This window comes from Cyanobium sp. BA5m-10, assembly GCF_024346255.1.
In the GTDB taxonomy this organism is placed as follows: Bacteria; Cyanobacteriota; Cyanobacteriia; order PCC-6307; family Cyanobiaceae; genus Cyanobium_A; species Cyanobium_A usitatum.
Window position 1 is genome coordinate 13,209 of record NZ_JAGQCP010000026.1, and the last position, 25,051, is coordinate 38,259.

The window sequence follows — 25,051 nt, forward strand, 5'->3', positions numbered from 1 at the left end:
CCCTAAGCCGGGCGGGACTGCAAGCTGGGGAGGCGTGCTTGCTTTCTGCACCATGGCCACCCGTATGGACGGTCGCCAGCTGGCCGGTGAGATCGAACTCCGGTTGCAGGCGACGATCGCTGAGCGACTGGCAGCCGTGGGGCGCCCGCCTGGTTTGGCGGTGTTGCGGGTGGGCGACGACCCGGCCAGCGGCGTCTATGTAGCTAATAAGGAAAAGGCCTGCGCCCGGGTGGGCATCACCAGCCTCGGCGCCCACCTCGATGCTGGTTCCAGTGCGGCCGAAGTGCTGGCCGCGGTGCAGCAGCTCAACGCCGATACCGCCTGCGACGGCATCCTGCTGCAGCTGCCCCTGCCTGCCGGCCTCGATGAGGGCCCGCTGTTGCTGGCGATCGACCCAGAGAAGGATGCCGACGGCCTGCATACCCTCAACCTGGGCCGCCTGCTCAAGGGTGAGCTGGGGCCGCGTAGCTGCACCCCTGCTGGTGTGATGGCGCTGCTGGCCCGCCACGGCGTGGCCCTTTCCGGCCAGCGGGCTGTCGTGGTGGGCCGCAGCATCCTGGTGGGCCAGCCGATGGCGCTGATGCTTCAAGCAGCCGATGCCACCGTGAGCGTGGCCCACTCCCGCACCACTGATCTTGCTGCCCTCACCCGCCAGGCCGACGTGCTGGTGGTGGCCGCCGGCCGGCCCCGCATGATCGGCGCTGAGCATGTGAAACCCGGCGCCGTGGTGATTGATGTGGGCATCCACCGCACCGAGAGGGGCCTCTGCGGTGATGTGCGTTTTGAGGAGGTGGAGCCCCTAGCCAGCGCCATCAGCCCCGTGCCCGGTGGCGTCGGCCCGATGACCGTCACCATGCTGCTGGTAAACACCGTGGTGGCCTGGTGCCGCCGGGCCGGCGTCGAGCACGGCCTGGGCGATCTGGTGCCCTGAGCGGGGAGTGGATGGTCCCTGGGCTGATGAGGGTCGAGGGGCTGGTGAGGGTCGAGGGTGTGGTGTGTTCTGCTGCTGTCCTTGATCCTGTACAGCTGTACAGAATCAAGGACACTGTGCCCAAAACCAAGGACACTGGGCTCAGCGAAGCCAGCGCTCTCGGCCGCAACGTTGCGCGCTCTTGAGCCCCCTGCGCCACCCCGCCTGAGAGAATCCCGCTAGCACGGAGGCCCCTGGCCGAAGCTCCATGACCGCGGCGGACTCCAGCCCCTTTGACTTCGCCGCCTATCTAGAGGCGACCCGCCTGCGGGTGGAGGCGGCCCTTGATGGCTCCCTGGGGCCGGAGCGGCCCGAGTCCCTGCGCGAGGCGATGCGTTATTCGCTGCTGGCTGGTGGCAAGCGGCTGCGGCCGATCCTCTGCCTGGCGGCCTGTGAGCTGGCAGGCGGCGACAGCGCCTTGGCCATGCCAACGGCGGTGGCCCTCGAGATGGTCCACACCATGTCGCTGATCCACGACGACCTGCCGGCTATGGACAACGACGATCTGCGCCGCGGCCGCCCCACCAATCACAAGGTGTATGGCGAAGCCAACGCCATCCTGGCCGGCGATGCCCTGCTCACCCGCGCCTTTGAGATGGTGGCGCTGCGCAGCCCAGGCGTGGAGGCCGAGCGATTGCTGGCGGTGGTGGGCGAGCTATCCCTGGCTTCCGGCGCCCCCGGCTTGGTGGGCGGTCAGGTGGTGGATCTGGAGTGTGAGGCCAAATCCGTCGATCTCGACACCCTCGAATACATCCACCTGCACAAAACCGGCGCCCTGCTGCGGGCCTGCGTGCTCACCGGCGCCCTGATCGCCGGTGCCTCCGAAGACCTGCTGGCCGCCCTGAGCACCTACGCCCGCGGCATTGGTTTGGCCTTTCAGATCATCGACGACATCCTCGATGTCACGGCTAGCAGCGAGGTGCTCGGCAAGACCGCCGGCAAGGATCTCACCGCCGACAAAACCACCTACCCCAAGCTGCTGGGCTTAGAGGAATCGCGCCAGCGGGCTGATGCCCTGGTGGCCGAGGCCAAGGCCGCCCTGGCTCCCTGGCACGTGAGTGCCGCGCCCCTGCTTGCCCTGGCCGACTACATCACGAGCCGCGACCGATGAGTAACCCCATGTTGGTAGGCGTCTTCGACAACGGCGTGCTCTGGTGGGGCCTGGCGGCCTGTGGCGTTGCCCAGCTCTCCAAGCTGGTGATTGAGTTGGTGGTGCATCGCCGCTGGAATCCGCGGGTGCTGGTGGAAACCGGTGGCATGCCCTCGAGCCACTCGGCCCTGCTCACCGGCACCACCGCAGCCCTGGGTTGGGTGCAGGGCTTTGAGGGGCCCCTGTTTGCCCTGGCGGCCGTGCTCTGCTTTGTGGTGCTCTACGACGCCTCCGGTGTGCGCCGCGCCGCTGGCCTCACCGCCGCCCGCGTCAATGAGATGGGTGATAACTCCATGGCCAGCGCTGATTCCTCCCCAAAACCCCTCAAGGAAAATCTCGGCCACACCCGCCTTGAGGTGCTGATCGGTGCCCTGATCGGGCCACTGGTGGCCTTGCCTGGTTTGGTGCTGGCTGGCTCGCCGCTGCATCTGGCCCAGGGCCTGGGCTGGTTCACCGCGGTTGGTTGACTCCGAAGCTCCCGACTCAGCCGCGGCCCTAACTGCCGACCAGCAGGCCGCCGCCGCCGCCTTCGCCGATTGGCTGGTGGCGCCCGCAGATGGCACGCCGTTTGTGCTGAGCGGCTACGCCGGCACCGGCAAAACCTTTCTCTCGATGCGCTTTCTGGCCCAGGTGGAGGCCACCGGCCTCTGCTGGACCGTGGTGGCCCCCACCCATAAAGCCGTGGGTGTGCTGCGCTCCTACCTGGCTGGGGCTGGCCTTTCGCCCACCTGGTTTCCTTCCACCATTCACCGCCTGCTGCGGCTGAAACTCAGGCGCCAGCGCGATATCGAGCGCTGCGAGGAAACCGAGCAAACCGCCGTCGCCCTCGAGCACCTGGGCCTGGTGCTGATCGATGAGGCTTCGATGGTGGACTCCACCCTGCTGGAGATCAGCTTGCGCTGCGCCCACTCTTTTCGCACCCGGCTGGTGTTTGTGGGCGATCCGGCCCAGTTGCCGCCGGTTGGTGAACCCGTGAGCCCGGTGTTCAGCCTGGGCCGGGCCAGCCGGGCCGAGCTGCGTCAGGTGGTGCGCCACCAGGGGCCGGTGCTGCGCCTGGCCTCGGGGTTGCGCCAGGGCGACCTGCCCTGCCGCCGCCCGCCGCCGCTGCCGCCGATCCGCAATGCCAGCGGTCAGGTGGCCCTGCTGGAGCGCGGCGCCTGGCTGCAAGCCGCCCAGGCCGCCCTGCGCCGCAGCGCCGAAACCGACAACCCCGACCTAGCTCGCATCCTCTGCTACACCAACCGCTCCCTCGAGCAGCTGGTGCCGATCGCCCGCCGCGCCCTGCACGGTGAAATGGCCGACCAGCTGCCGGTGCTGCCAGGTGAGGTGCTGATTACCCGCGCTGCCGTGATGGCCCCCGCCTGCCGCGAGGGCGAGGACGCCGCCGAGGAGCCCGACATGCTGCTGGGCTCCAACCGGGAGCTGGTGGTGCGCGATGTCATCCCCGAACGCTGCGATCTGGCCGATTTCGGCGTGCCTGATGCGCCGGTGATCGATACCCTCACCGCCCGGGTGGAGGCCGGCGATAGCCAGCTGAGCCTGCGCCTACTGCCGCCCCTGGGCTCGGCGGCCAGGATCGCCTTCGAGGCTGTGTTGGCCCGCCTACGCCAACAGGCCAAGGACGCCGGCAAGCAGGACGGCAAGGGGCTGTGGCGCCGTTTTTTCCTGGTGCGAGATGCCTTTGCCTCCCTCGGTCCGGCCGCCGTTCTCACCGTGCATCGCAGCCAGGGCAGCACTTTTGCCGAGGTGTTTGTGGATGGCGATGTCTTCTGGCCCAGCGACACCGTGCTGCGCCGCCAGCTGGTGTACGTGGCCGTGAGCCGGGCCAGCCAGGCGGTCACGCTCCAGGCCGGCGCTTCGGGTGCCGGGCCCAGCGCCCTCGCCGAGCAGCAGCTCTGGAGCGACTGGTTGCAGGTGGATGGCTGATAGCTCTGGCTGCCTAGGCCAGCCGCAGGCCCTCGATGCCCTGCCAGCCCAGATATACCGCCAAGGCCACGCTCACCAGGCCCACCAGCAGGTCGCCCTTGGCGAATAGCCACTGCTTGCCCCGCTCCAGCAGGGGCAGCATGCGCTCTGGGCCAGCCAGCAGCAGGGCCAGCAGCGGCAGCAGCAGCAGGCTGGCGCTCACCAGGCTAAATACCCCAGTGGCCAGCAGCTCCTGACCGCGGCCGAGCCCCGCTGACAGCAGGCTGCTGGCGGACTTGGCAAACAGGAACAGATCGTCGGGGCTGGCCACCTGCAGGCCGGCACTGATGGCCAGCAGCAGCGGCAGGGGCAGGGCACAGAACTGATCGAGGCGGCGCGTCCAGCCCGGCGGCCCCGCACCCTCTTCATTTTTATTCAGCAGCTCCTTCACCCCCAGCCCCAGCAGGGCGCCGGCGGCCAGTAGGTCGAGGCCGGTGAGGTGGTCGCTGCCCTTGTCCATGCTCAGCAGCAAGCCGTGGCCCACCGTGAGCAGCAGGGTAATGGCCAGGGCGGCGGTGACCAGCCAGGCAGCCACAAACAGCCCGCCCCGCTGCAGCGGCTTGGGGCCGAGCAGGAGCAGCAGCAGCAGGCCGATGTGCAGCGGCGAAAAGCTGATCGCCAAACCAAAAGCTGCTAGCTCGCCGAGCAGGTTGGAACTCATGGTGCGGTCGTTATTTGGGCATTTCAGCGACGCACTTCAAACCAGTCGGTGCCGGCAGCGGCCACCTGGCTGCTAGCCACGCTATTCACCACCGCTTCAGCCGGGCCCTTCTCGCACCACAGCCGCAGCTCGGTGAGCTCCTGCGGGCAGCCCTCAGCTTCTATCTCCACCGAACCATCGGAGCAGTTGCGCACCCAGCCGCTCAGGCCAAGATCCTGGGCCCGCAGCTTGCAGGCGGCCCGGTAGCCCACCCCATGCACTTGGCCGCGCACGATCAGACGCCAGCGTTCTTGCTGGATCTGGGGCCGGGGTTCGTGGGGCTGCACAAAGCGGCGCTCGTCGGCAGCGGCGCGGCGCGCGCGGCTGCGGCTGCCAGGCGTGAGGGAATCACCGGGCATCCAGCCCAGTGGAGGTGCAGCCAGCTGGCGTGCACGTTCGGCGCTGTCCATCCTTCGCTCCGGGTTGCGGTCCCCCAGCCGTCAAGCTGCCACAGCCCGTCGCCGGCTGCCACAGCTTTGTCGCAGTTCTGCAGAGGCTCCAGTTGCCAGCGGTGAAATTCATGGCCGCAAAAGCTCTCGCCCGGCCGCACCAGCAAGCCATTGGCCGTGGCGGTAGCCGTGCGGTAACCCAGGCTCAGAGAGCCTTTGCGGGCCTTGAAGGGCAGCACGCCAGCCATCGGCTGCAGCTGCCCCTCGCCATCGGCCAGCTGCTCGCCCAGCAGCAGCAGGCCGCCGCATTCGGCCACCAGCGGCAGCCCCGCCGCCGCCGCCCGGGCCAGGTCGCCCAGGCTGCGCCGGCTCGCCGCCAGCTGGGCCGTGTGCAGCTCCGGATAGCCCCCCGGCAGCAGCACCGCCCGGCAGCCCTCGGGTAGGGGCTCATCGGCCAAGGGGCTCCAGGCCCGAGGCTCCAGCCCCACCGCCTCGAGCAGCTCGCCGGCCTCCGGATAGCGGAAATGGAAGGCCGCATCGCTGGCGATCGCCACCGGCAGGGGCTGGGGGCTCTGGCGCAGGTGGGGGCTCTGCCGAAGGCACCAGTTGATCGGATTTTCGGCCCCTGGCTCGGCTGCTGGTGGGGCCAGCAGCGGCACCAGCTGCTTCAGGTCTAGGTGGCGGGTGGCCAGCTCGGCCCACTGCTCCTGGCGCTGCTCGAGGTCTTGCAGCTCCTCCGGCGGCAGCAGGCCCAAGTGACGTGAGGGCAGCTCCAGGCTGGGGTGGTGCGGCAGCACCCCCAGCAGCGGCACCTCGATGCTGGCCAGGGCTTCCGCCAGCAGGGCGTGGTGGCGCTCGCTGCCCACCCGGTTGAGCACCACCCCGGCCAGCTGCACCGCTGGTGGGCCATGGTCGCGGAAGCCCCGCACCAGCGCCGCCAGGGAGCCCGCCTGCCGCGACGCTTCCACCACAAACACCACCGGCAGACCGAGCTGGGCCGCCACCGCCGCCGAGCTGCCCTCACTGCTGGGGCCGCGGCCATCGAACAGGCCCATCACCCCCTCCACCAGCGCCAGGTCGGCCCGGCTGCCGTGCCAGCTAAAGCAGCGCTCCAGCCACTCGGGCCCGCACAGCAGGGGATCGAGGTTGCGGCAGGTGTGGCCGCTCACCCGGCTGAGCAGCTGGGGATCGAGGTAGTCGGGCCCCACCTTGAAGGGCTGCAAACCCAGGCCCTGCGCCCGGGCCCAGGCTGCCAGGCACAGGCTCAGCAGGGTCTTGCCGCTACCGCTGCTGGGCGCGGCGATCAGACAGGCCATTCAGGGGAGGCTCTCAGGGCAGCGGTCTTAGGGCAGCAGTTTGGCGGCGAGGGGGGCGGCGGCTGCCAGCAGGGGGTTGGTGGAGTCGTGGCCGCCGGAGAGCAGGCGGGCCATCTCCATCTCCTCGCTCTCATTGGGCAGGGGCACCACCTCCTCAGCCAGTTCCATGCTGGCCATGCCGCCCGATTCGAGCCGCATGCAGCCGCCCGATTCGGAGCAGAGGATCACGCATAGCGGTGAGCCCTGGCTGCTTTGGCAGATCAGCCGCAGTCCCACCATGGCGCCGGGGTGGGTTTTGGGTACGCCCACTGGCACTGGCATCTGGCGGAAGCGCACGGTCTGGCCGTCGGTGCGCTCGAATTCGGCGCCGATGCCATCGCCCACCCCGTCGCCATCCACCGCATAGGTGGAGATCAGGTGCCAGCCCAGCCGGTCGGCCAGCCAGGCCGCCAACAGCAAACCCTTCACCGGGTTGCTGCCCTCCACGTCGAGGTCGAGCTGCACCACGTGGTTGAGGGCATCACGCCGCGAGGGCGGATCAAACACCATCGCCAGGGATTCGCGCCAGCTGCGCAGCCGCAGCCAGTTGAGGTCGTTGATCGGCTGGCCCGCATCGATCCGGTCCACCAGCAGGTCGAGGCAGCGGCGCGGATCCCCCAGCGACGAATCCACCACCAGGCGCCGGGCGCCGGTGGCTAGAGCCGCCATCACATCAGGGGCCTCATCGAGGCTGCTGTTCCACCACACCCAGCAGGGCAGGTCTGGGGCGATCAGCGGTTGGACCAGATCGAGGTTCTGGCGCAGGGCACCGGTGCCGCCCCTGAGCACCACCACGTCGCCGCAAGCGGAGCCGCCAGCGCCCTCCTCCGGCAGGGGGCAGTAGGCGGCCACCAGGGTTTCTAAGGGCTGACCGCCGTCGAGGGTGGGGGCCAGGGTGATCAGCCGCCGGGGCATGTGGGCGCTGATCGCCCCTTCCACAAACTGGCCGCGCTGGTCTTCGGCGTGGTGATTGCCGCCCAGCTGGCCGATCGCCCAGGCCAGCTTGGGATCCATCGGTGCCGTGCTCAGGGGCAAGCCACAGCTCACCGCCGCGGCTCGGGCCGCCTCTAGCACCGTTTCATTGAGCAGGCCTGTGATTGGTCCATCTAGCCGGCCGCAGCGCACCAGCTGCTGCTCCAGCCAGGAGCCCTCCCACACCACCAGGGTGAAGGTGGCGGCGCCGGGGGGGCTGCCCAATTCCTGATTCCAGAGGCGCTCCAGGTAGCCGGGCACCTGGTCGGGGGGTAGGGCGAGGGGGGCCTGGAGGGTGAGCTGGGTCGACATGGGGGCAGACTCGCGGTGGGGTCAGGGCAAGAGAAATCAGGGGCGACGCCAGGCCAGGCCGTCTTCGGCCAGCAGGTTGTCGGCGGCGGCAGGACCCCAGGTGCGGGCTTCGTAGGGGTACACGGGCAGCTGGGAGGGGGCGTCCTCGATCAGTTCCAGCAGCGGCGTGTAGAGACGCCAGGCGGCCTCCACCTCGTCACTGCGGGTGTACAGGGTGGGGTCGCCCAGCATGGCGTCAGCCAGCAGGCGCACGTAGCCCTCGTCGCTGGGTTCACCGAAGCTGTCGTCGTAGGAAAAGGCCATATCCACCGGCCGGCTGCGCATGCCGGAGCCGGGGGACTTCACCTCAAATTTGAATTCAGCGCCTTCATCTGGCTGGATGCGCAGGATCAGCTGGTTGGGGGTGGGGGCGCCGCCAGCGGCATCAAACAGGTGCACGGGCGCCTCGCGGAAGGTGAGCACCACCTCGGAGAGCCGCTTGGGTAGGCGCTTGCCGGTGCGCAGGTAGAAGGGCACGCCCTGCCAGCGCCAGTTGTTGATGAACAGCTTCATTGCCACGTAGGTCTCCGTGGTGCTCTCCGGGTTCACCCCCGGCTCATGGCGGTAGCCGGCGATTGGTCGGCTGTGGGAGCCGCCAGGGGCGTACTGGCCGCGCACGCAACACTTCCAGGGCTCATCTTCATTGGCTAGGCGCGCCGCTTGCAGCACCTTGGCCTTCTCGTTGCGCATCGACTCGGGGTCAAAGCGTCCCGGTGCCTCCATGGTGGTGAGGGCGAGCATCTGGGTGAGGTGGTTCTGCACCATGTCGCGCAGGGCGCCCGAGCTTTCGTAGTAGCCGGCCCGCTCCTCCACGCCCACGGTTTCGGCCGCCGTGATCTGCACGCTGGAGATGTAATTGCGGTTCCAGATCGGCTCAAAGATCGTGTTGGCGAAGCGCATCACCAGGATGTTCTGAACCGTCTCCTTGCCCAGGTAGTGGTCGATCCGGAAGATCTGGTTTTCCTGGGCGCAGGTCTGCACCACCCGGTTGAGTTCCTGGGCGCTGCCGTAGTCGCGGCCGAAGGGCTTCTCGATCACCACCCGGCTGCGGCTCGGGTCGCTCAGCAGCCCGGCGGCGGCCAGGGAGCGGCAGCCACTGCCGTAGAAGTTGGGCGATACGGAGAGGTAGAAGGTGCGGTTGCCGCGGGTGGCCCGCAGCCGGTCGATGCCCTCTAGCCGCTGGCCCAGCCGCACCACCGAAGGGGGATCCTCCAGGTCCACCGGCTCGTAAAACAGCCCGGCTGCAAATTGCTCCCAGGCCACCCGGTGCTCAGCCACCTCTTGGGCCATGGCCTCGGCCATCTTGCCGCGGAAGTCCTCATCGCTCCAGGGGCGGCGGGCGCAGCCCAGCACCGCAAATTCACTGGGCAGGCGGCGCTGGCGAAACAACTCAAATAGCGCCGGCACCAGCTTGCGGTGGGTGAGGTCGCCACTGGCCCCAAAAATCACTAGGCATTGGGGCGGGATAACCCGCTCCTGGCGGAGTCCTACCCGCAGTGGATTGGTGAGCACAGCGCCCATGAATGCCTGTCTGGTGCCCATGGTTTAACGGGCCTGGCGCCGTCGCCCACCGCTTGCCCCACTTTGTGATGGTTTCTGTGTGGGATTCGCCAAAAAAAAGCCCGCCTTGGGGGCGGGCAGGGGAAGCGGATTTGGCTCGAAATTAATAGGTTTCGACGTGCCAGCGGTCGGCCTTTTTGAGCTGGGGACGCAACTCGGCCCAGTTCAAACCCTTGGCAGTGGCTGCGGCGGTCATCGCCTCGTCGATGCCGGGCTCCATGCCCCGCAGACCGCACATGTAGACGTGGGTCTTGGGATTCTCGATCCAGGAGAAGATCTCCTCGGCGTTCTCGCTGACGCGGTCTTGGATGTACATGCGACCGCCGTTGGCGTTTTGCTGCTCGCGGCTGATCGCCTTGGTGTAGCGGAAGTTTTCGGGAAACTCGCTGGCGTAGCGGTTGAAGTCGTCTTCGTAAAGGAGGTTGGGGGTGGTGGGCACGCCCATCAACAGCCAGGCCTTACCGCGGAAATGCCAGCCGTTCTTCTCCCGCTCGGAGGGCTCAAACATGCGGCGCAGGTAGGTGCGCATCGGCGCGATACCCGTGCCGGTGGCAAGCATGATCACGTTGGCTTCCTCGTCTTCAGGAAGCAGCATCTCCTTGCCCACCGGGCCGGTGATCTTCACCTTGGCGCCGGGTTCGATGTCGCAGAGGAAGGTGGAGCAGACGCCGTTGATCGTCTCGCCGTCCTTCTCGTATTGCAGCTGGCGCACGCACAGCGACACCGTGTTGCCCTCCAGGTTGTCGCCGTGGCGGGTGCTGGCGATTGAGTAAAGGCGCAGCTTGTTGGGCTTGCCGTTGGCATCGGTGCCGTCGGGAATGATGCCGATGCTCTGGCCTTCGACGTAGTGCAGCTGGGGGTCACCACCGGAGAGGTCGAAGGTGATGTGATTCACCCGGCCGATAGCCCCTTCCGCCAGCAGGCTGTAGTTGTCGGTCACTGTGCCGACGAACGGATCCTTCGGCTTGTAAAGGTTGACGGGAACGTCGGCGTGGGACACGGCAGCGGGTTTCGAAGGAGCGGCGTTTGCTTTGGGGGCGGGTGCTGGGCTGGCGCCATCGTCTGCGAGAACGGCGCTGATGCGACCGCCTGTCTGAGCGATTAATTGCATCAGGCCCTGGAGTTGGCCGAATGGCACGGTGAAGCGGCGCTCAGCCTGACGCTGGCGTCTCACCCCGAAGGCTTCCACCACGACGGTGAACATCCGGTTGTCGGACTGGTTGGCGCGACCGGTGGAAACACGCATGCAGACTCAGTCCCCTCAAAAACGGGCTGATCATAGGGAACACGGCCGCAGCGAATTCCCGGCAGACACCGCTAGGTTTGTGCCCCAGCACACTTACGCCGTGCGTCCTTGGCGCAGCTTCTTGCCCGATCAGGTCTGCCCGGCCAACTGGCTGAGCCGGATTTGTTGTCGAATGGGCCTGCGGATTTGACCAATTCCGCCCCAACAGCCATCTGCAGCCTCGACACCATCCAGCAGGAGATGGAGCGTCTGCCCCAGGGCACCAGGCGCCTTGCGGTGCAGTTGCGCCTACCGCTTGATCCCAGCTGGATCTGGTCCGTGCTCACCGATTACGCCAATCTCAATAGCTTTATTCCCAACCTGGCCTCCTCCCGCCAGCTTTGGCGCCGCGGCAATCGGGTGGGTTTGGAGCAGGTGGGCACCCAGCAGTTCTGTGGGCTGCGTTTCAGCGCCAAGGTGGAGCTCGAGATTGAGGAGGATCTCGAGGCGGGCGAGCTGCGTTTTTGCATGTGTCGCGGTGATTTCCGCCGCTTTGAAGGCTGTTGGCAGATCGGCCGCACTGGTGAAACCACCCACCTGCTCTACGAGCTCACGGTGCAGGGCCGGCCCGGCATGCCGATTGGCTTGATCGAGCAACGTCTGCGCGAAGACCTGGCCAACAACCTGCGCGGAGTGCAGCGAGAGGCGGAACGCCGCGCAGCCCAATCCTGATTAACAGGAATCGAATTAACCAACCTTTCTCTTTTGCCCGATGGGGCCAAAAGCAGTTGGATTTGTGTATACCCCCAAGGGGATTCGAACCCCTGTCGCCTCCGTGAAAGGGAGGTGTCCTAGGCCTCTAGACGATGGGGGCGAGGCCACAACACTGTAGGGCGTTGATGTATTGGAAGCTACGGGGCAGGGGGACCCTTCGTCAAGGAGAGCAGCGCTTCAGGCCTGTCATCAGTGGGGGGCGCCGCGACGATCAGGCCCCATTGGCGTCAGGGCGGGTTGGACCTGGCCGCTCCAGACCGGCACGCTGACGTGGAAGCAAGCACCCTCGCCGGGCTCTGACACAACCCAGATGCGCCCCCCGTGCACCTCGGCGATGCGGCGGCAAACCGACAGGCCCACGCCGTAGCCCGAGGTGGTGCTGGAGGTTTGGGGCAGGCGCACCCGATCCAGAAAAATCCGTTCCTGCTCACTTTTAGGTATCCCCGGACCGGTGTCGCAAAAGCTCACCTGCACCCACTGGTCGGTGCGGTGCAGCAGGGTCAGGTGCACCCGGCCCCGGTCCGGGGTGAACTTGAGGGCGTTTTCCAGCAGGTTCAGCAATACCTGGCGCATGCGGCGCTGGTCGGCGAACACATCTGGCAGGTCGGCGGGGATGTCGGTGATCAGCTCTAGGTCGCGGCCGATCCAGAGTTTTTCCAGCTCCAGGATCGCCTCGGCGGCCACCTTGCCCAGCGCCAGGCGCTGGGGATTAAAGAGGGCCTCCCACCGGGTTGTACCCACCTCCAGCAGGTCCTTGGAGAGTTCGTGGATGTCGTCGAGGCGGCGGGTGAGTACGTCGCGGAAGCGGGTCTCGTCGATCTGGCCGAGGGTGTGGCTCTGAAGGGCGAGCTTGGCAGCCGTCAGCGGCGTGCGCAGCTCATGGGCCACCATCCGCAGTAGGCGCTCCTGCACCCCAAGGCGCTCGATCAGGGTTTCGTTTTCCTGGCGCAGCACCAGCAGCTGGTCTTCCAACTGCAGCTCGCGCTTGGTGCGGCTGCCATCAATTTCAGCGGGCCGCAGGCTCATGCCCAGGCTCGTAACCACCCCCATCTGCTGCCAGCGCGGCAGCCAGCTGCGCAGCTTCTGGGTGATGGCATTGCCGGCGATCACCTGCTTGGGCAGGGGGTCGAGCTTCACCAGGGCCGGGGTGGCCACAAGCCGGTGCAGCTCCAGCAGCTGGGGTTGGTGGCCCGGATCGGCGATCTCCAGGCTCACCTTGAAAGCGCACTCCTCGCTTTTGAGGAACTGGATCAGGTTGCGTAGGTCCTGGCTGGCCAGGTGGTAGCTGGTGGCGACAAGCAGCAGCTTCAGTTCGGGGCGTTCGGTCGCTCCGTCGTTGGCGACCTGGGCGGCCGTGGTGGGGTGATCGGCGCTCACGTGGCCAACCCTATGGGGAATTGGCCAGAGCAGCTCGATTTCGCTATGACTAAATAAACCAATGCCGTGCGCCCTAGGGCCGGGATGTCATGAGCATGCCTTCAAATTCCAGTCCAGTGGCGCCGCGCCCCAGGATTCAGCTCGACAGCAATACAAGGCGCTGGTTTGCCCGCAACCTGGGCCTGTGGCGCTCGCGCCGGCTGTATTTATTTGAGGACGGGGAGGCGTTGCGGCTCGACATGATGCTGCGGGTGGAGATATTCAGTGAGCCGGTGGAGGGTGATGCGGCCTATCGCTTCACTTGGTGGCCCGAGCAGGAGTTCGAATTCTTCGACAAAAAGCCCCGCTACGTGCCCACTGGCACCATGGAGGCCAATCTCTGCGGTCACCAGCTAAGCCGCAGCTCCGGCTACTTGAGCGGCGCTCCCACCAAAAGTCAGATCCGTCAGGTGGATGAGCACGAGCTCATTTTTGAATCCAGCTACCAGGAGTGGGACATTCTTGAGCACACTCGCCTGGTCGACCAAGACCGCTACCGCTCCCGTTCGATCTACTCCTGGAAGAACGGCGCCCTGGATGTGGCCGAAACCCACCACGAGATCCGGGTTGAAGAAGCGGGGGCGCCCATCCCGCACGACGCCTTGCCTTGATGCAGCAGCATGCAGTCAGCAATTTTTCTTTTCCGGTGTTCCTGATGCCCCGTAGTTTTCTGGCTCCCCTGCTGGTGCTTCCCCTGCTGCTGGTCCCTGCAGCAGCCCTGGCAGCTCCAGCCACTGAGGCGGAAATGAACCTCTACACCCGGATTGCAGCCGTAAACGTTTGCATTGCCCGGGGGGCAGGGGTGCCCTTCGATAAAGCGGTGGGCATTGCTGGCGAAACCATCGCCCAGCTGATTCAGGGCCAGCACGATGGCGTGATCAGCCAGGTGGGAGCTAAGCCGCTCAGCATCGACGACCTGCGCAAGGGATCGATCAACTCGGCTGTCCTTGGTGCCGCTGAGATCTGCCCCAAGGAGGTGCCAGCAGATGTGATGGCCAAGGTGCAGGACGCCATCAAGCAGTCGCCCGATACCAAGCCAGCAGTGAAGCCCGCTACCCCTAAGCCCGCTACCCCTAAGCCCGCTACTTCTAAGTAATTCCCATGCCCCTCGTGCGCCTCGCCGATTACCGTCCGGCGCCGTATCTGCTTGAGCGCACCGATCTGACGGTGCAGCTCCACTCCGGCCACACCGAGGTGCTGGCCCAGCTGGCCTTCGTGCCTAATCCGCTGGCCCAGCCGGGACCGTTGGTGCTCCAGGGCGTCGACTTGGAGCTGCTGGAATTGCGTCTCGATGGCGAGCTCCTGCCGGCTGAGGCCTTTGAGCTCAGCGCCGACCAGCTGGTGATCACCAAGCCTCCCTCTGGGGTTTTTCAGCTGCAGAGCCGGGTGCGCATCCACCCGGAAACCAACAGCACCCTTGAAGGGCTCTACGCCAGTGGCGGGCTGTTCACGACCCAGTGCGAACCCGAGGGATTTCGGCGCATCACCTTTCACCCCGACCGCCCCGATCTGCTCAGTCGCTTTCAGGTGCGGATCGAAGCCGATCGGGCCAGCTGTCCGGTGCTGCTCTCCAATGGCAACTGCCTAGAAAGCGGCGACCTCGACGCCGGGCGCCACTTCGCTGTTTGGGACGACCCTTTCCCCAAACCCTCCTATTTGTTTGCCCTGGTGGCTGGCCAGCTTGAGGAGGTGAAAGACAGCTTCACCACCGCCAGCGGCCGCGCCGTGGCCCTGCGCATCCACGTGGAACCCGGCGATGCGTCTTACACCGCCCACGCCATGGCGTCCCTGAAACGCTCGATGGCCTGGGATGAGCAGCGCTACGGCCTCGAATACGACCTCGATGAGTTCAACATCGTGGCGGTGCGTCACTTCAATATGGGCGCGATGGAGAATAAAAGCCTCAATATCTTTAATTCCAAGCTGGTGCTAGCCGACGCCGAAACCGCTACTGATGGCGAGCTTGAGCGGATCGAGAGCGTGATTGCCCACGAGTATTTCCACAACTGGACAGGCAATCGCATCACCTGCCGCGACTGGTTCCAGCTGTCGCTTAAAGAAGGTCTAACCGTGTTTCGCGACCAGAGCTTCACGGAAGATATGCACGGTGCGGCATTGAATCGCATCGAAAACGTTTCGATGTTGCGTAATAGCCAGTTTCGTGAAGATGCTGGTCCCACTGCCCATCCCGTGCAGCCTGATGCCTATCAGGCGATCGACAACTTCTACACCACCACGATCTACGAAAAGGGATCGGAACTTATTCGTATGTTGCACACCCTGCTGGGTGAGGAGGCGTTTATGCGGGGGATGGCGCTCTATGTGAGCCGCCACGACGGCACCGCCGCCACCTGCGAAGACTTCGTGCAGGCGATGCAGGATGCCGCCCCAGTGCCGCCGCCCTTTGATTTCGCCCAATTTCGCCGTTGGTATCACCAGTCCGGCACGCCGCGGCTGCACATCCAGCGCCACTGGAATGGCGAAACGGGCGTGCTCGAGCTGCAGGTGCAACAACACACCCCAGCGACACCCGGCCAGAGCGACAAGCAGCCGCTGGTGATTCCCCTGGCCCTGGGGCTGCTGGCTCAGGGCGGTGAATCCCTCCCCGTGCGACTCGAGAGAGAACCAGACCCAGCCCTGCTAGCTGGCGATGGCACCCGCCTGCTGGTGATCGACCAGCCCCAGCAGAACCTGCGCTTGGTGGGACTCCCTCGCCAGCACCATCCCCCGGCCCTTTCCCTACTACGCCATTTTTCAGCGCCGGTGATCCTGGAAATGGGCCGGCCCACCGCCGAGCTGGTGCACCTGCTGGCTGCCGATAGCGATCCTTTTGCCCGCTGGGATGCGGGCCAGGTGCTGCTGCGCCAAGCCGTGCTGGCCCGCGCCGCAGGCAGCGCCGATGGCCTGCTGGAAGAGGAGCTGATCGATGCCTTCGGCCGGATCCTGGCCGATCCCTCCCTATCCGAGGCCAGCCGCAGCGTGTTGCTGGCCCTGCCAGGTTTGCCCGAGCTCGAGGATGCCGCCGTTGCCGTTGGCGCTGAGCCCGATCCGCCGGCCCTGTTTGCGGCGCTGCTTGCCCTGCAGCAGCGTTTTGGTGCGGCCTTGGCCGTGCCCCTGAGCGCTGCCCTGGAGCGCTGCACGCCCCAGTGGAGCCTGGCCTGGCCCGCTGGTAACGGCGATCGCCTGCTTACGGGCACCGTGTGGAGCTGGCGGGTGGCCGCCGGGGATGCGCAGGTTGCGGCGGCTGCAGCGGCGGCGGTGCAAGGCCCCTCGATGACCCTGGCCCGCGCTGGCCTCAGGGCCCTGCAGTGCCATCCGATCGCTGAGCGCCAGCAGGCAGTGGAAGCTTTTTACCAACGCTGGCAGCACAAGCCGGTGATCCTTGATGCCTGGTTTGCCCTAGAAGCATCTGCGCCCTTTGCCGATGGCCTGGAGCGGGTGGCTCGTCTACTGGAACATCCCCGCTTTGATCCCGCGGCGCCCAATTCGGTGCGGGCCGTGCTCGGGGGGCTCGCCGGTAATACGGCGGTGTTCCATGCCGCCGATGGCTCCGGCTACCGCTTCATGGCAGCTCGCATCGCCGATCTCGACCAGCGCAACCCGATCACGGCCTCGCGCCTGGCCAAGGTATTTAGCCGCTGGCAGAGCTACGGACCAGTCCGTTCAGCCGCGATGCACGCAGCCCTCGAGCAGCTGGCGGCAGCATCTCTCTCCCCAAACACCGGTGAGGTGGTTAGTCAGTGCCTGGGCGCTAAGGCCGGCCCTTGAGGCTCTGGTGCAGCTGGCAAAAGGCAGCTTTGCGGTAGGCAGCCCCCTCAGGCCCGGCGTGCAAACCCCACAGGCCCTCCCAATAGAAATAGATCACACCATGGCCCCGCTGCAGCGAAACCTGGGCTTTCTGCGCCAGGGTCGCCATGGTTGGGGTGCGGCCACCGAAGCCCGCCAGGATGCCGATCTCCACAGGCATGCCCCAGCTGCGCGCCTTAACCAGGGCCGGTTGGTTGAGGTCCTTTTCGAAGCCCTTCACCGAGTGGGCGTAGTTCTGCACTACTAGGTCGTCGATCAGCTCGCCCAAGGACCAAAGCTCCCAGTCCTGCAGCCAGTGGTTGTAAGCAAAGCGGAAGGGGCCCGGCGAGAGGCTGATCACCGTGCCAGAGGGCTTGAGTTGGCCCCGCAGCTCCCGCAGCAGGGCGGTGAGCTGCTGACGCCGCCAGCGCATCCAGGCCCGATCCGTGTGGTCGTTTGGCGGCTCCCGGCCCGTGGCCGCCCGGAATAGTTCGCGGCTGTAGGGGTCGTAGCCCAGCTCCACCGGCCAGGCGAAGTGGTCGTCGAGCTGGATGCCATCGACGCTGCAGCGCTGCACGATTTCGCCGATCAGGCCAAGAAAGCGCTGCCGCACCCCCGGGTGGGCGGGGTTGAGCCACACCATTGGTTTGCCGTGCATGACCATCTCAGTGCTGCCATCCCGGCGCTGCAGCACCCAATCGGGGTTTTGTCGCACCACGGCAGCGTCGGCCGGCTCCATCAGGCCGTACTCAAACCAGGGGATCACCTGCAGGCCGCGGCGATGGGCGGCCTTGGTGAAGCGGCAGATCGGATCGAGGTTGGGGTTGGCCTTCTCCAAGGCAGGCTCCATCGGCGCATGGCGGGAGCGGTGGAAGGTGGTGCCCCGGCTCCACACGTTGGGATAGAGGGTGTTGAAGCCCGCTTCTGCCAGCTCCTGCACCGCCCGATCGATGCGGGCGGGGTCGTAGTAGAGGGGGCTGGGGCTATTGGTGAGCCACACGCCGATGCGCCGGGGCGGAGCTGGCTGAGTTTGGGCCAGCAGTGGAGCGTTGGCAGCCCAAGGCAGGGTGAGCAAAATGCTCGCCGCAGCTGGCAAAAAGGCTTTTAAGCGGGCAAAACGGCGCAACTTCAGCGGATCTGCCCTCAGCGGAACATTGAGCTCACCGAGCTCTCCTCGTGGATGCGCCAGATCGCTTCGCCGAGCATCTTGGCCACCGAGAGCACTTGCAGCTGGGGGAAGCGGTCTTCATCGCGGCGGGGAATGCTGTTGGTGACAAGCACCTCCTCGAACAACCCAGGCTCCGACATCCGCTCGATTGCCGGTGGGGAAAACACCGCATGGCTGGCGCAGGCCAGCACCCGGGTTGCCCCCCGCTGCCGCAGCAGCCGGGCACCGGCACAGATCGTGCCGCCGGTGTCGATCATGTCGTCGATCAGGATTGCGGTCTTGCCCACCACATCGCCAATCACGGTGAGGCTTTCGGCCACGTTGTGACCTGAGCGACGCTTGTCGATGATCGCCAGGGGAGCGTCATTCATCTGCTTGGCGAAGGCCCGGGCCCGAGCTACCCCGCCCACGTCCGGGGACACCACCACCACTTCGCAGAGGTCGCGGGTGCGCAAATAGTCGACCAGCACCGGCGAGCCATAGATGTGGTCGCAGGGGATGTCGAAATAGCCCTGGATCTGGGCGGAGTGCAGGTCCATGGCTAGCACCCGATCCACCCCTGATTTAGCCAGCAGGTTGGCAACTAGTTTGGCGGTGATCGATTCCCGTCCGGCGGTCTTGCGGTCGGCGCGGGCGTAACCGTAGTAAGGGATCACGGCGGTGATCTGCCGGGCCGAGGCCCGTTTGCAGGCATCCACCATGATCAGCAGCTCCATCAGGTGATCGTTCACCGGGGCGCAGGTGGGCTGGATCAGGAAGACATCGCAGCCCCGGATCGACTCCTGAATCTGGATGTAAAGCTCGCCGTCTGCGAAGCGTTTGATCACCCTCGGCCCATCTGGCACGCCCAGATAGGTGCCAATTTCCTGAGCCAGGGCTTGGTTGGCGGTGCCACTAAACAACCTCAGTCGCCGGGTGTCGTGATTCGACTGGCTCGCGCTGCCCTGGGGTGCCACGCGATCAGCGGTCAGAAAACTGGTCACGGCGGCCGCTAACGCGTCGGCTGAAACCTGATGGTAGAAGCGAGCCCGCCCACCTAGTACAAAAATCCATGACTCTTTCCCTGTCTGGTCGGCAACGCCCCTTGGTGCTGGTGGGAGCTGGTGCAGCGGCTGCGGTGGCGGCACTGCAAGCAGAGGCGGGGCCACCGCTGGCCTTGGCCCTGGGCCTGCCCTGGGGCAACCCGCTCGCAATTGAGCAACCGCCCCAATCGTTGGCCTCCCTGGCTGAGCAGGGACCAGGCCTGGTGCCCTTGCTGCTTGATCCCGGCCTGGTGTTGCAGGGATTCGGCCACTGGGCCGAGGCCCTTGGGGCCTGGCGCCAGCCGGTGCTGCTGCTGCTGACGGCCGAGCAGCTGCAGACGGGCCTGCCGGCGGCGATGGCGGCCCTGCTGGCCCAGTGGCAAGTGCCCTTGGCCGGGCTGGTGCAGGCCGGTGGCCCCTGGCAGCCAGACCTGCGCCGCGGCGATGGCCTGCCCTGGTTGGGAACCCTGGAGGAGCCTTTTGACCTGGCCCCTGCTTTGGCCCTGCGATGGGAGCTATTGCTGAGCCGTTGAGGTAGTCGCTGCCGGCCAGAGGGGCTCAGGGGCGCTGCTGCTGATCTCGCGCAGGTTCAGTTTGGTGCTCCGGCTGTTGTTGGGTTCCTGTTCCTGTTCCTGTTCGGGTGCCGGTGCCAGGGGCAGGCTGGTGAATTGCACGCTCTCGGCCTGATCTAGGCCAGCCGCCAGCAGGCTCAGGGTTTCTGGCTGGCTCAAGTTGGTGACAACCCCCTGGTTGTTGAGTGATTTGAGCAAATTTGCAAGTTGGCCCAGCTGTTCCGGCATGGCCAGCTCCCGCAGCAGGCTGCGCACCACCAGCTGCTGGTTGTCCTGGCGACTCTCCTCAGGCCGGTCTGGATCGCGGTAGCGCACCAGTTGCTCCACCTGGTTGCCCTTGAGCCGTTGCAGCCCGCCCTGAAGGTTGATGCTGAAGCGCTGGCTCTTGTCCTTGTAGCGAAGAGCCAGGGTGGGATTGGCGGCGATGCTGCCGAGGCCATCCACCAGGCTGCGCAGGTTGGAGCGGCCCAGCACCAAAAAGCGCGCTGGCTGGCCCGAGTCGAGGCCTACCAGGTTGCCCACCGCATCAGCGGTGAGGGCTACGCCGCCGATGCGATAGAGGCTGCCGAGACTCTGGGGGCGTTTCTGGCCCGGTAGTTGCACGGCCAGGTTGGGCGGCAGGCTGAGCACCTGCAGGGGCCCCTGGGGATTAACCCGCACCAGCAGCAGGGCATCGGCGTTGGCTGCCCCACGGGGAGCGGCCTTGTTGAGCGGATCCCCGGGACGCTCGCTGTCGAGGCCGATCACCAGCAGGGTGATGCTGCGGCTAGGGGGCTTGGCCAGGTCGGCTGGCGTCAGCTGCTGCAGTGGTTCTGTGGCACGGTCGCCTATGGGCCAGAGCACACCGATCAGACCCGCGCCCATGGCCATGCCTACGGCTACCGCACCCAGCCGCAACAGGGTGGCTCCCCGGCGGGGTTGGCTTGGGGCGGAACGTCGGGCCATAGGGGCTTGTCGGCAAACCACTTTGGCCCAAGCCTCTACGTCTTGCACCCGATAGGTTGTGGCGGCGCAGATGCTATGGGGAAATCCGCTGATGGCTGCAAGTGCTCCCCATGAGCGCGCCCGGCCCCTGGCCAAGGGCAGCGTCTATCCAGCCAAAGATTTATGCAGCCAGTGCGGTCTGTGTGACAGCCGCTGGGTTGCTTACGTGAAAAACAGCTGCGCCTTTCTGGAGCAGCGCTTTGAGGCTATGGAGGCTGCGGCCCATGGCCGTAGCCGCGACCTCGACAACGAGGAGGAGCTTTATTTCGGGGTGCAGCAGCGCATGCTCACCGCCCGGCTCCAGCAACCGATCGAAGGGGCCCAGTGGACCGGGATCGTCAGCCGCATCGGTGTGCGGGCCCTGGAAACTGGCTTGGTCGATGCGGTGCTTTGCGTTGGCCAAAGCGAGGAGGATCGCTTCACGCCCGTGCCCCGCCTCGCCCGCACCCCGGAGGAGGTGCTCAGCGCCCGGGTGAATAAGCCCACCCTGTCCCCAAACCTGGAGGTGCTGGAGCAGCTGCCCGGCAGCGGCATCCGCAAGCTGCTGGCGATCGGTGTGGGCTGCCAGATCCAGGCCTTGCGGGCGGTGCAATCCACCCTGCCCCTTGATGAGCTCTACGTGCTGGGCTTGCCCTGCGTAGACAACGTCAGCCGAGCAGGCCTGCAGACCTTCCTCGACAGCACCGTCAGCTCGCCAGAGACGGTGGTGCACTACGAGTTCATGCAGGACTTCCGCATCCACTTCCGCCACAGCGACGGCCGCGAGGAAACGGTGCCCTTCTTTGGGTTGGACACACCCAAGCTCAAAGATGTATTTGCTCCGAGTTGTTTGAGCTGTTTCGACTACACCAACGCCGGCGCCGATCTGGTGGTGGGCTACATGGGCGCGACCTTCGGCCGCCAATGGCTCACGGTGCGCAACCCCAGGGGCCAGCTGCTGCTGGATCTGGTGGAGGAGGAGCTTGACGTGGCCCCTGTTACCTCCAGTGGTGAGCGTTTTGCGGCGGTGCAGCAGGGCATCGAGGCCTACGACAAGGCCCTGAAGCTGCCCATGTGGCTGGCCAACCTGATTGGTTTGCTGGTGCAGCGGCTAGGGCCGAAGGGCCTGGAATATGGCCGCTTTTCGATCGACTCCCACTTCACCCGCAACGCCCTCTGGTTGCGGCGTAACCACCCAGAAAAGCTCGAAGCCCACATTCCGGCGTTTGCCAAGGCCATCATTAGTCGATATCGGCTGCCGGCCTCGTGAATCAGGCCCACCGCCATGCCGGGGTGCTGCTGCACCCCACCTCCCTGCCTGGTAAGGGTGGTTGCGGCAGCTTTGGCCAGGCTGCCCACGATTGGCTTGACCTCCTCGGTCGCCATCGCATTGGCGTTTGGCAACTGCTGCCCCTTGCTCCCCCCGACGGCACCGGTTCGCCCTACAGCTCCCCTAGCGGCTCGGCCCTCAACCCCTGGCTGCTGGATGGTGAGCGGTTGCGGCAGGAGGGTTTCCTGGAGCCCAATGACTTAGAGGCCCTACCTGGAGCTGCGCTGGCGGCCGGGCCGATGGATTTGTCTGTGGTTGCGGCCCGCAGTACGGCTCTGGGGGAGGCCCTGGCCCGCCGCTGGGGTGCCCAGCCGGCAGAGCAGCAACGGGCTTTTGCCCGCTGGCGGCGGAGCCAACGGCGCTGGTTGCCAGACCACGCCCTATTCATGGTGATCCGCCGGCTCCAAGGCGGCCAGCCCTGGTGGCAGTGGCCGGCGCCCCTGGCCCAGCGTCAGCGCCGCGCCTTAGCGCGAATTGCCACCGAGCGCGCCGACTGGCTGCTGCAGGAGCAGCTGCTTCAGTGGCAGCTGCAGCGCCAGTGGCAGCAGCTGCGCCGTCAGGCAAGCCAGGCCGGCGTGCAGCTGCTGGGAGACCTGCCGTTTTATGTGGCCCACGACAGCGCCGATGTCTGGGCCCACCGCTCCTTGTTCTCCCTGCGCTCCGATGGCTCGCTCACGGCCCAGAGCGGCGTGCCGCCCGACTACTTCTCGGCCACCGGCCAGCTCTGGGGCACCCCTGTTTATCGCTGGCCCAGACACCTGCTCAGCGGCTTTAGCTGGTGGCTGGCCCGCCTGCAGCGCCAATTTGAATTGTTTGACCAGCTGCGGCTCGATCACTTCCGCGCTCTGGAGTCTTTTTGGAGCGTGCCCGGTGATGCACTCACCGCCGAAAACGGAAGTTGGCGCTGGTTTCCAGGCTGGCCGTTGCTGGCCTTGCTCTGGCTGCGCCGCGGCAGGCACCTGCCCCTAATTGCTGAGGATCTTGGTGTGATCACCCCAGAGGTGGAGGCCCTGCGTGATGGCTTCGGCTTGCCAGGCATGAAGATCCTGCAGTTCGCCTTTGATGGCGACTCCACCAATCCCTACCTACCAGCCAACATCCGCGGTCGCCGCTGGGTGGTGTACACCGGCACCCACGACAACGCCACCAGCGTTGGCTGGTGGCAGAGCCTCGGTGACGACGCCCGTCAGCGGCTGGCCGAGGCGGTGGGTGCACCCATCACGGCGCCGGCCTGGCAGCTGCTGGAGCTGGCACTGGCCAGTCCTGCCGACCTAGCGGTGGTGCCCCTTCAGGATCTGCTGGAGCTCGATGACCGGGCCCGCTTCAATACCCCAGGCACCAGCTCGGGCAACTGGACTTGGCGCCTGCAGCAGCCGGTGGCCAGCCTGGACGGGGCCCTGCAGGGCTATGGCGCCATGGCGGCTAGCTACGGCCGGGCTGCGTCTGCTGGTGAGCTGAACTGACCGGGCTGGCCCTTGACTGGCTGCAGGGGCGAGCCGTTCCAGCTCACTAGATCGCCGGCGCTGGGTGGAGGGTTGAGGCTGAGTCGGAAGCTGCCACTGAGTGGCAGGCTGATGCTGCCGCTGCTGTTACGCAGGTTGGTGCGAACTCCGCTGGCGCTCTCCAGCGTGAACTGGCTGGGCTGGCTTAATTGCAGCTCCAGCACTCCGGCCGCTGGAATTTGGCTTGGCTTTGCCCGCCGCAGTTTCTCAACCCCCTGGCCCCTGGCGGCCAGCTCCAGGGGGCGCAGCTCGGGATAAAGCTGCAGTAGGGCTTGATCAGGCCGCGGCGGTTTGGCCTGGTCAGCGGCAGGCAGGGGCGAAATCGGCCGTAGCGCCAGCAGCCCCCGGGCTGCCAGTTGCTGCTGCTGCAGGTTCAGCGCGTAGATCAGTCCCAGGGTCAGTAGGCCGTAGAGCAGGGTGCCCTGCCAGGTGGTGAATACATCGATTGAGCCCGGCGTGAAACGACGCAGCAGGGGCTCTCGCCTTTGGCCCTGGAAACGGCGGTGTTGCTCGCTGCTGGGCAGCGCCGTTTCCAGGCTGCCGGATGGCAGCTCTAGGTGTCGCTCGATCAGCGGCACCATGGTGCGCAGGTAGGTGGCTTCCGGTAGACGGTCGCGCCAGCCTCGCTCTAGGGCCTCCAGCACTGCTGCGCTGATGCGTGTTTGCAGGGCGAGGTCCCGCAGGCTCAGGCCCCGTTCCTCGCGCCGCAGCCGCAGCCGCTGGCCTGCTGCCAGCAACGGATCAGCCGGAGCCTCGGCAGGCCCACTTGGGGCCGCTGATTGACTAGGGCGCCACCAGCCACCAGGGCGCCACCAGCGGCCAGGGCTGCCTCGCGGGCGCTTTGGTGGCAGCGGAATTGAGGGGCTCAGGGTGGGGGCGTGGGATTAAGCAGTTGCCATTCTTGGCGATCGAGGCGCCGCCAGCGACCTTCGGGCAATGCGCCCAGCTGCAGGGGGCCGATTGCCAGCCGCTGCAGATCGAGCACGGGGTGGCCAAGGGCCTCGGCGGTGCGCCGGATCTGACGGTTGCGTCCCTCTCCCATCCGCAGTTCGATTTCGGTTGCCTGGGGGCGCCTTTGAATCAGCACCAGCCCCACCGGTTGGCTGGCCTGGCCATCAAGGGGCACTCCGGCAGCCCAGCGCTCCAGCACCCGGTCCTCCGGTTGGCCCTTCACCCACACCCGGTAAGTCTTGCGGTGGCCGTAGCGTGGATGGGTGAGCCGCAGGGTCACCTCCCCCTGGTTGCTGAGCAGCAGGGCGCCGCGGCTGTTGGCATCGAGCCGGCCCACCGGGTGGAGTCCACTGCCGTGGCGCAGTTCGGCTGGCAGCAGGTCCAGCACGGTGGTTCGCCCCTCGGGATCGTGGCAGCTGCAAACCACTCCCACCGGTTTGTTGAGCAGCAGCAGTAGGGGCTGGGGCCGGGCCGCCAGGGGCTCTCCCCGCACGGTGATGCGATCGCGCTCGGGGTCGGCCCGATCGCCCAGCTGGGCCACGGCACCATTTACCTGCACCAGGCCTTGGTCCAGCAGCTGTTCTGCCTGTCGACGGGAGCAGAGCCCGGCGTTGGCTATCAGTTTTTGCAGCCGTTCAGTGGGCATGCCACCCATGTTCGCCCTTAAAAAGAATGGTAGGTTTGCGAAACCAAAGAGTTTCGTAAACCGGCTAGCCATGTCAGCCCTGCCCGTTCTTGGCTCCAGCCCCAGTGCCGGTGCTGTCTCGGCCCAATCAGGTGGCGACCTGGTGCGCAGCTACCTGCGGGACATCGGGCGAGTGCCGCTGCTGTCCCATGAGCAGGAGATCACGCTGGGTCGCCAGGTGCAGGAGCTGGTGGGTTTAGAGGAGCTGGAGCTGGAGCTGGAGGTGCGACTGGGCAACAAGCCAA

Annotated in this window: 24 protein-coding genes and 1 tRNA gene; 12 read left to right on the forward strand and 13 right to left on the reverse strand. The window is 66.3% G+C overall.

Annotated elements, in window-relative coordinates; genetic code table 11:
- The first annotated feature begins 52 nt into the window (after positions 1–52).
- The 4 genes from folD (at position 53) to KBY85_RS10110 (ending at position 4,046) form a co-directional block, all read left to right on the forward strand.
- Entirely contained in the window at positions 53–931 is an 879-nt protein-coding gene (folD, locus tag KBY85_RS10095; RefSeq protein ID WP_254961372.1) for a bifunctional methylenetetrahydrofolate dehydrogenase/methenyltetrahydrofolate cyclohydrolase FolD, read from the forward strand.
- Between the two features lie 247 nt (positions 932–1,178).
- A complete protein-coding gene (crtE, locus tag KBY85_RS10100) occupies positions 1,179–2,081 on the forward strand; it encodes a geranylgeranyl diphosphate synthase CrtE (protein WP_254961373.1) in 903 nt (300 codons plus the stop codon).
- Complete coding sequence (locus KBY85_RS10105; RefSeq protein WP_254961374.1) at positions 2,078–2,587, forward strand: divergent PAP2 family protein; 510 nt, start codon at positions 2,078–2,080, stop codon at positions 2,585–2,587. Before crtE ends, KBY85_RS10105 begins: the two co-directional genes overlap by 4 nt.
- Positions 2,580–4,046, forward strand: a complete 1,467-nt coding sequence (locus KBY85_RS10110) for an AAA family ATPase (protein ID WP_254961375.1) — start codon at positions 2,580–2,582, stop codon at positions 4,044–4,046. The genes KBY85_RS10105 and KBY85_RS10110 overlap by 8 nt, the downstream gene beginning before the upstream one ends.
- Before the next feature lie 13 nt (positions 4,047–4,059).
- Here KBY85_RS10110 and KBY85_RS10115 read toward each other — a convergent pair whose 3' ends face one another.
- The 6 genes from KBY85_RS10115 to KBY85_RS10140 form a co-directional block, all read right to left on the reverse strand.
- The gene (locus tag KBY85_RS10115) at positions 4,060–4,746 is read right to left on the reverse strand and encodes a GAP family protein (RefSeq protein WP_254961376.1); all 687 of its coding nucleotides are present in this window, start codon (positions 4,744–4,746) and stop codon (positions 4,060–4,062) included.
- Between the two features lie 23 nt (positions 4,747–4,769).
- The gene (locus KBY85_RS10120) at positions 4,770–5,072 is read right to left on the reverse strand and encodes an acylphosphatase (RefSeq protein ID WP_254961377.1); all 303 of its coding nucleotides are present in this window, start codon (positions 5,070–5,072) and stop codon (positions 4,770–4,772) included.
- Entirely contained in the window at positions 5,021–6,490 is a 1,470-nt protein-coding gene (locus tag KBY85_RS10125) for a cobyrinate a,c-diamide synthase (protein WP_254961379.1), read from the reverse strand. Before KBY85_RS10125 ends, KBY85_RS10120 begins: the two co-directional genes overlap by 52 nt.
- Positions 6,491–6,517: 27 nt before the next feature.
- Positions 6,518–7,813, reverse strand: coding sequence for a glucose-6-phosphate dehydrogenase assembly protein OpcA (locus KBY85_RS10130; protein ID WP_254961380.1), 1,296 nt, complete (start codon positions 7,811–7,813; stop codon positions 6,518–6,520).
- 36 nt (positions 7,814–7,849) lie between these two features.
- On the reverse strand, positions 7,850–9,373 hold the full coding sequence (zwf, locus tag KBY85_RS10135) for a glucose-6-phosphate dehydrogenase (protein WP_254961395.1): 1,524 nt from the start codon (positions 9,371–9,373) through the stop codon (positions 7,850–7,852).
- A 142-nt stretch (positions 9,374–9,515) separates the two neighbouring features.
- A complete protein-coding gene (locus KBY85_RS10140; protein ID WP_254961381.1) occupies positions 9,516–10,658 on the reverse strand; it encodes an FAD-binding oxidoreductase in 1,143 nt (380 codons plus the stop codon).
- A gap of 240 nt (positions 10,659–10,898) precedes the next feature.
- Between KBY85_RS10140 and KBY85_RS10145 the strand changes: the two genes are divergently transcribed.
- Complete coding sequence (locus tag KBY85_RS10145; protein WP_106633068.1) at positions 10,899–11,369, forward strand: SRPBCC family protein; 471 nt, start codon at positions 10,899–10,901, stop codon at positions 11,367–11,369.
- Positions 11,370–11,438: 69 nt separating this feature from the next.
- Here the strand turns inward: KBY85_RS10145 and KBY85_RS10150 are convergent.
- Positions 11,439–11,511 (reverse strand) — tRNA-Glu (locus tag KBY85_RS10150).
- A gap of 89 nt (positions 11,512–11,600) precedes the next feature.
- A complete protein-coding gene (locus tag KBY85_RS10155; RefSeq protein WP_254961382.1) occupies positions 11,601–12,788 on the reverse strand; it encodes a histidine kinase in 1,188 nt (395 codons plus the stop codon).
- Positions 12,789–12,877: 89 nt separating this feature from the next.
- Here KBY85_RS10155 and KBY85_RS10160 point away from each other — a divergent pair, with 89 nt between their 5' ends.
- The 3 genes from KBY85_RS10160 to pepN are packed head-to-tail and all read left to right on the forward strand — an operon-like array spanning position 12,878 to position 16,595.
- Positions 12,878–13,438, forward strand: a complete 561-nt coding sequence (locus KBY85_RS10160; RefSeq protein ID WP_254961384.1) for a hypothetical protein — start codon at positions 12,878–12,880, stop codon at positions 13,436–13,438.
- 44 nt (positions 13,439–13,482) lie between these two features.
- Positions 13,483–13,923, forward strand: coding sequence for a cAMP phosphodiesterase (locus KBY85_RS10165; RefSeq protein WP_254961385.1), 441 nt, complete (start codon positions 13,483–13,485; stop codon positions 13,921–13,923).
- A 5-nt stretch (positions 13,924–13,928) separates the two neighbouring features.
- Positions 13,929–16,595 carry an aminopeptidase N gene (pepN, locus tag KBY85_RS10170; protein WP_254961386.1) on the forward strand — a complete coding sequence of 889 codons (2,667 nt, stop codon included), beginning with the start codon at positions 13,929–13,931 and terminating at the stop codon, positions 16,593–16,595.
- Here pepN and KBY85_RS10175 read toward each other — a convergent pair.
- Positions 16,579–17,709 carry a glycoside hydrolase family 10 protein gene (locus tag KBY85_RS10175; RefSeq protein WP_396121845.1) on the reverse strand — a complete coding sequence of 377 codons (1,131 nt, stop codon included), beginning with the start codon at positions 17,707–17,709 and terminating at the stop codon, positions 16,579–16,581. The two genes, pepN and KBY85_RS10175, sit on opposite strands and share 17 nt — an antisense overlap.
- A gap of 47 nt (positions 17,710–17,756) precedes the next feature.
- Positions 17,757–18,764 carry a ribose-phosphate pyrophosphokinase gene (locus KBY85_RS10180; RefSeq protein ID WP_254961387.1) on the reverse strand — a complete coding sequence of 336 codons (1,008 nt, stop codon included), beginning with the start codon at positions 18,762–18,764 and terminating at the stop codon, positions 17,757–17,759.
- A 68-nt stretch (positions 18,765–18,832) separates the two neighbouring features.
- Between KBY85_RS10180 and KBY85_RS10185 the strand changes: the two genes are divergently transcribed.
- Positions 18,833–19,336 carry a hypothetical protein gene (locus tag KBY85_RS10185; RefSeq protein WP_254961388.1) on the forward strand — a complete coding sequence of 168 codons (504 nt, stop codon included), beginning with the start codon at positions 18,833–18,835 and terminating at the stop codon, positions 19,334–19,336.
- Here KBY85_RS10185 and KBY85_RS10190 read toward each other — a convergent pair.
- Positions 19,319–20,320, reverse strand: a complete 1,002-nt coding sequence (locus KBY85_RS10190; protein WP_254961389.1) for an LCP family protein — start codon at positions 20,318–20,320, stop codon at positions 19,319–19,321. The two genes, KBY85_RS10185 and KBY85_RS10190, sit on opposite strands and share 18 nt — an antisense overlap.
- 91 nt (positions 20,321–20,411) lie before the next feature.
- On the opposite strand from KBY85_RS10190, the gene KBY85_RS10195 reads away from it, so the two are divergent.
- Together KBY85_RS10195 and malQ are read left to right on the forward strand one after the other, a co-directional pair.
- Positions 20,412–21,608: a Coenzyme F420 hydrogenase/dehydrogenase, beta subunit C-terminal domain gene (locus KBY85_RS10195; RefSeq protein WP_254961390.1), complete on the forward strand. Its 1,197-nt coding sequence runs from the start codon at positions 20,412–20,414 to the stop codon at positions 21,606–21,608.
- Positions 21,605–23,131 carry a 4-alpha-glucanotransferase gene (gene malQ / locus KBY85_RS10200; protein ID WP_254961391.1) on the forward strand — a complete coding sequence of 509 codons (1,527 nt, stop codon included), beginning with the start codon at positions 21,605–21,607 and terminating at the stop codon, positions 23,129–23,131. The genes KBY85_RS10195 and malQ overlap by 4 nt, the downstream gene beginning before the upstream one ends.
- Here the strand turns inward: malQ and KBY85_RS10205 are convergent.
- Positions 23,095–23,907 (reverse strand): helix-turn-helix transcriptional regulator, encoded by an 813-nt coding sequence (locus tag KBY85_RS10205; protein ID WP_254961392.1) that lies wholly within the window; start codon positions 23,905–23,907, stop codon positions 23,095–23,097. The two genes, malQ and KBY85_RS10205, sit on opposite strands and share 37 nt — an antisense overlap.
- 128 nt (positions 23,908–24,035) lie before the next feature.
- Positions 24,036–24,767 carry a pseudouridine synthase gene (locus KBY85_RS10210; protein WP_254961393.1) on the reverse strand — a complete coding sequence of 244 codons (732 nt, stop codon included), beginning with the start codon at positions 24,765–24,767 and terminating at the stop codon, positions 24,036–24,038.
- Between the two features lie 70 nt (positions 24,768–24,837).
- On the opposite strand from KBY85_RS10210, the gene KBY85_RS10215 reads away from it, so the two are divergent.
- Positions 24,838–25,051, forward strand: a 214-nt coding sequence (locus KBY85_RS10215) for a sigma-70 factor domain-containing protein (protein ID WP_315859982.1), incomplete at its 3' end; no start/stop codon positions are given.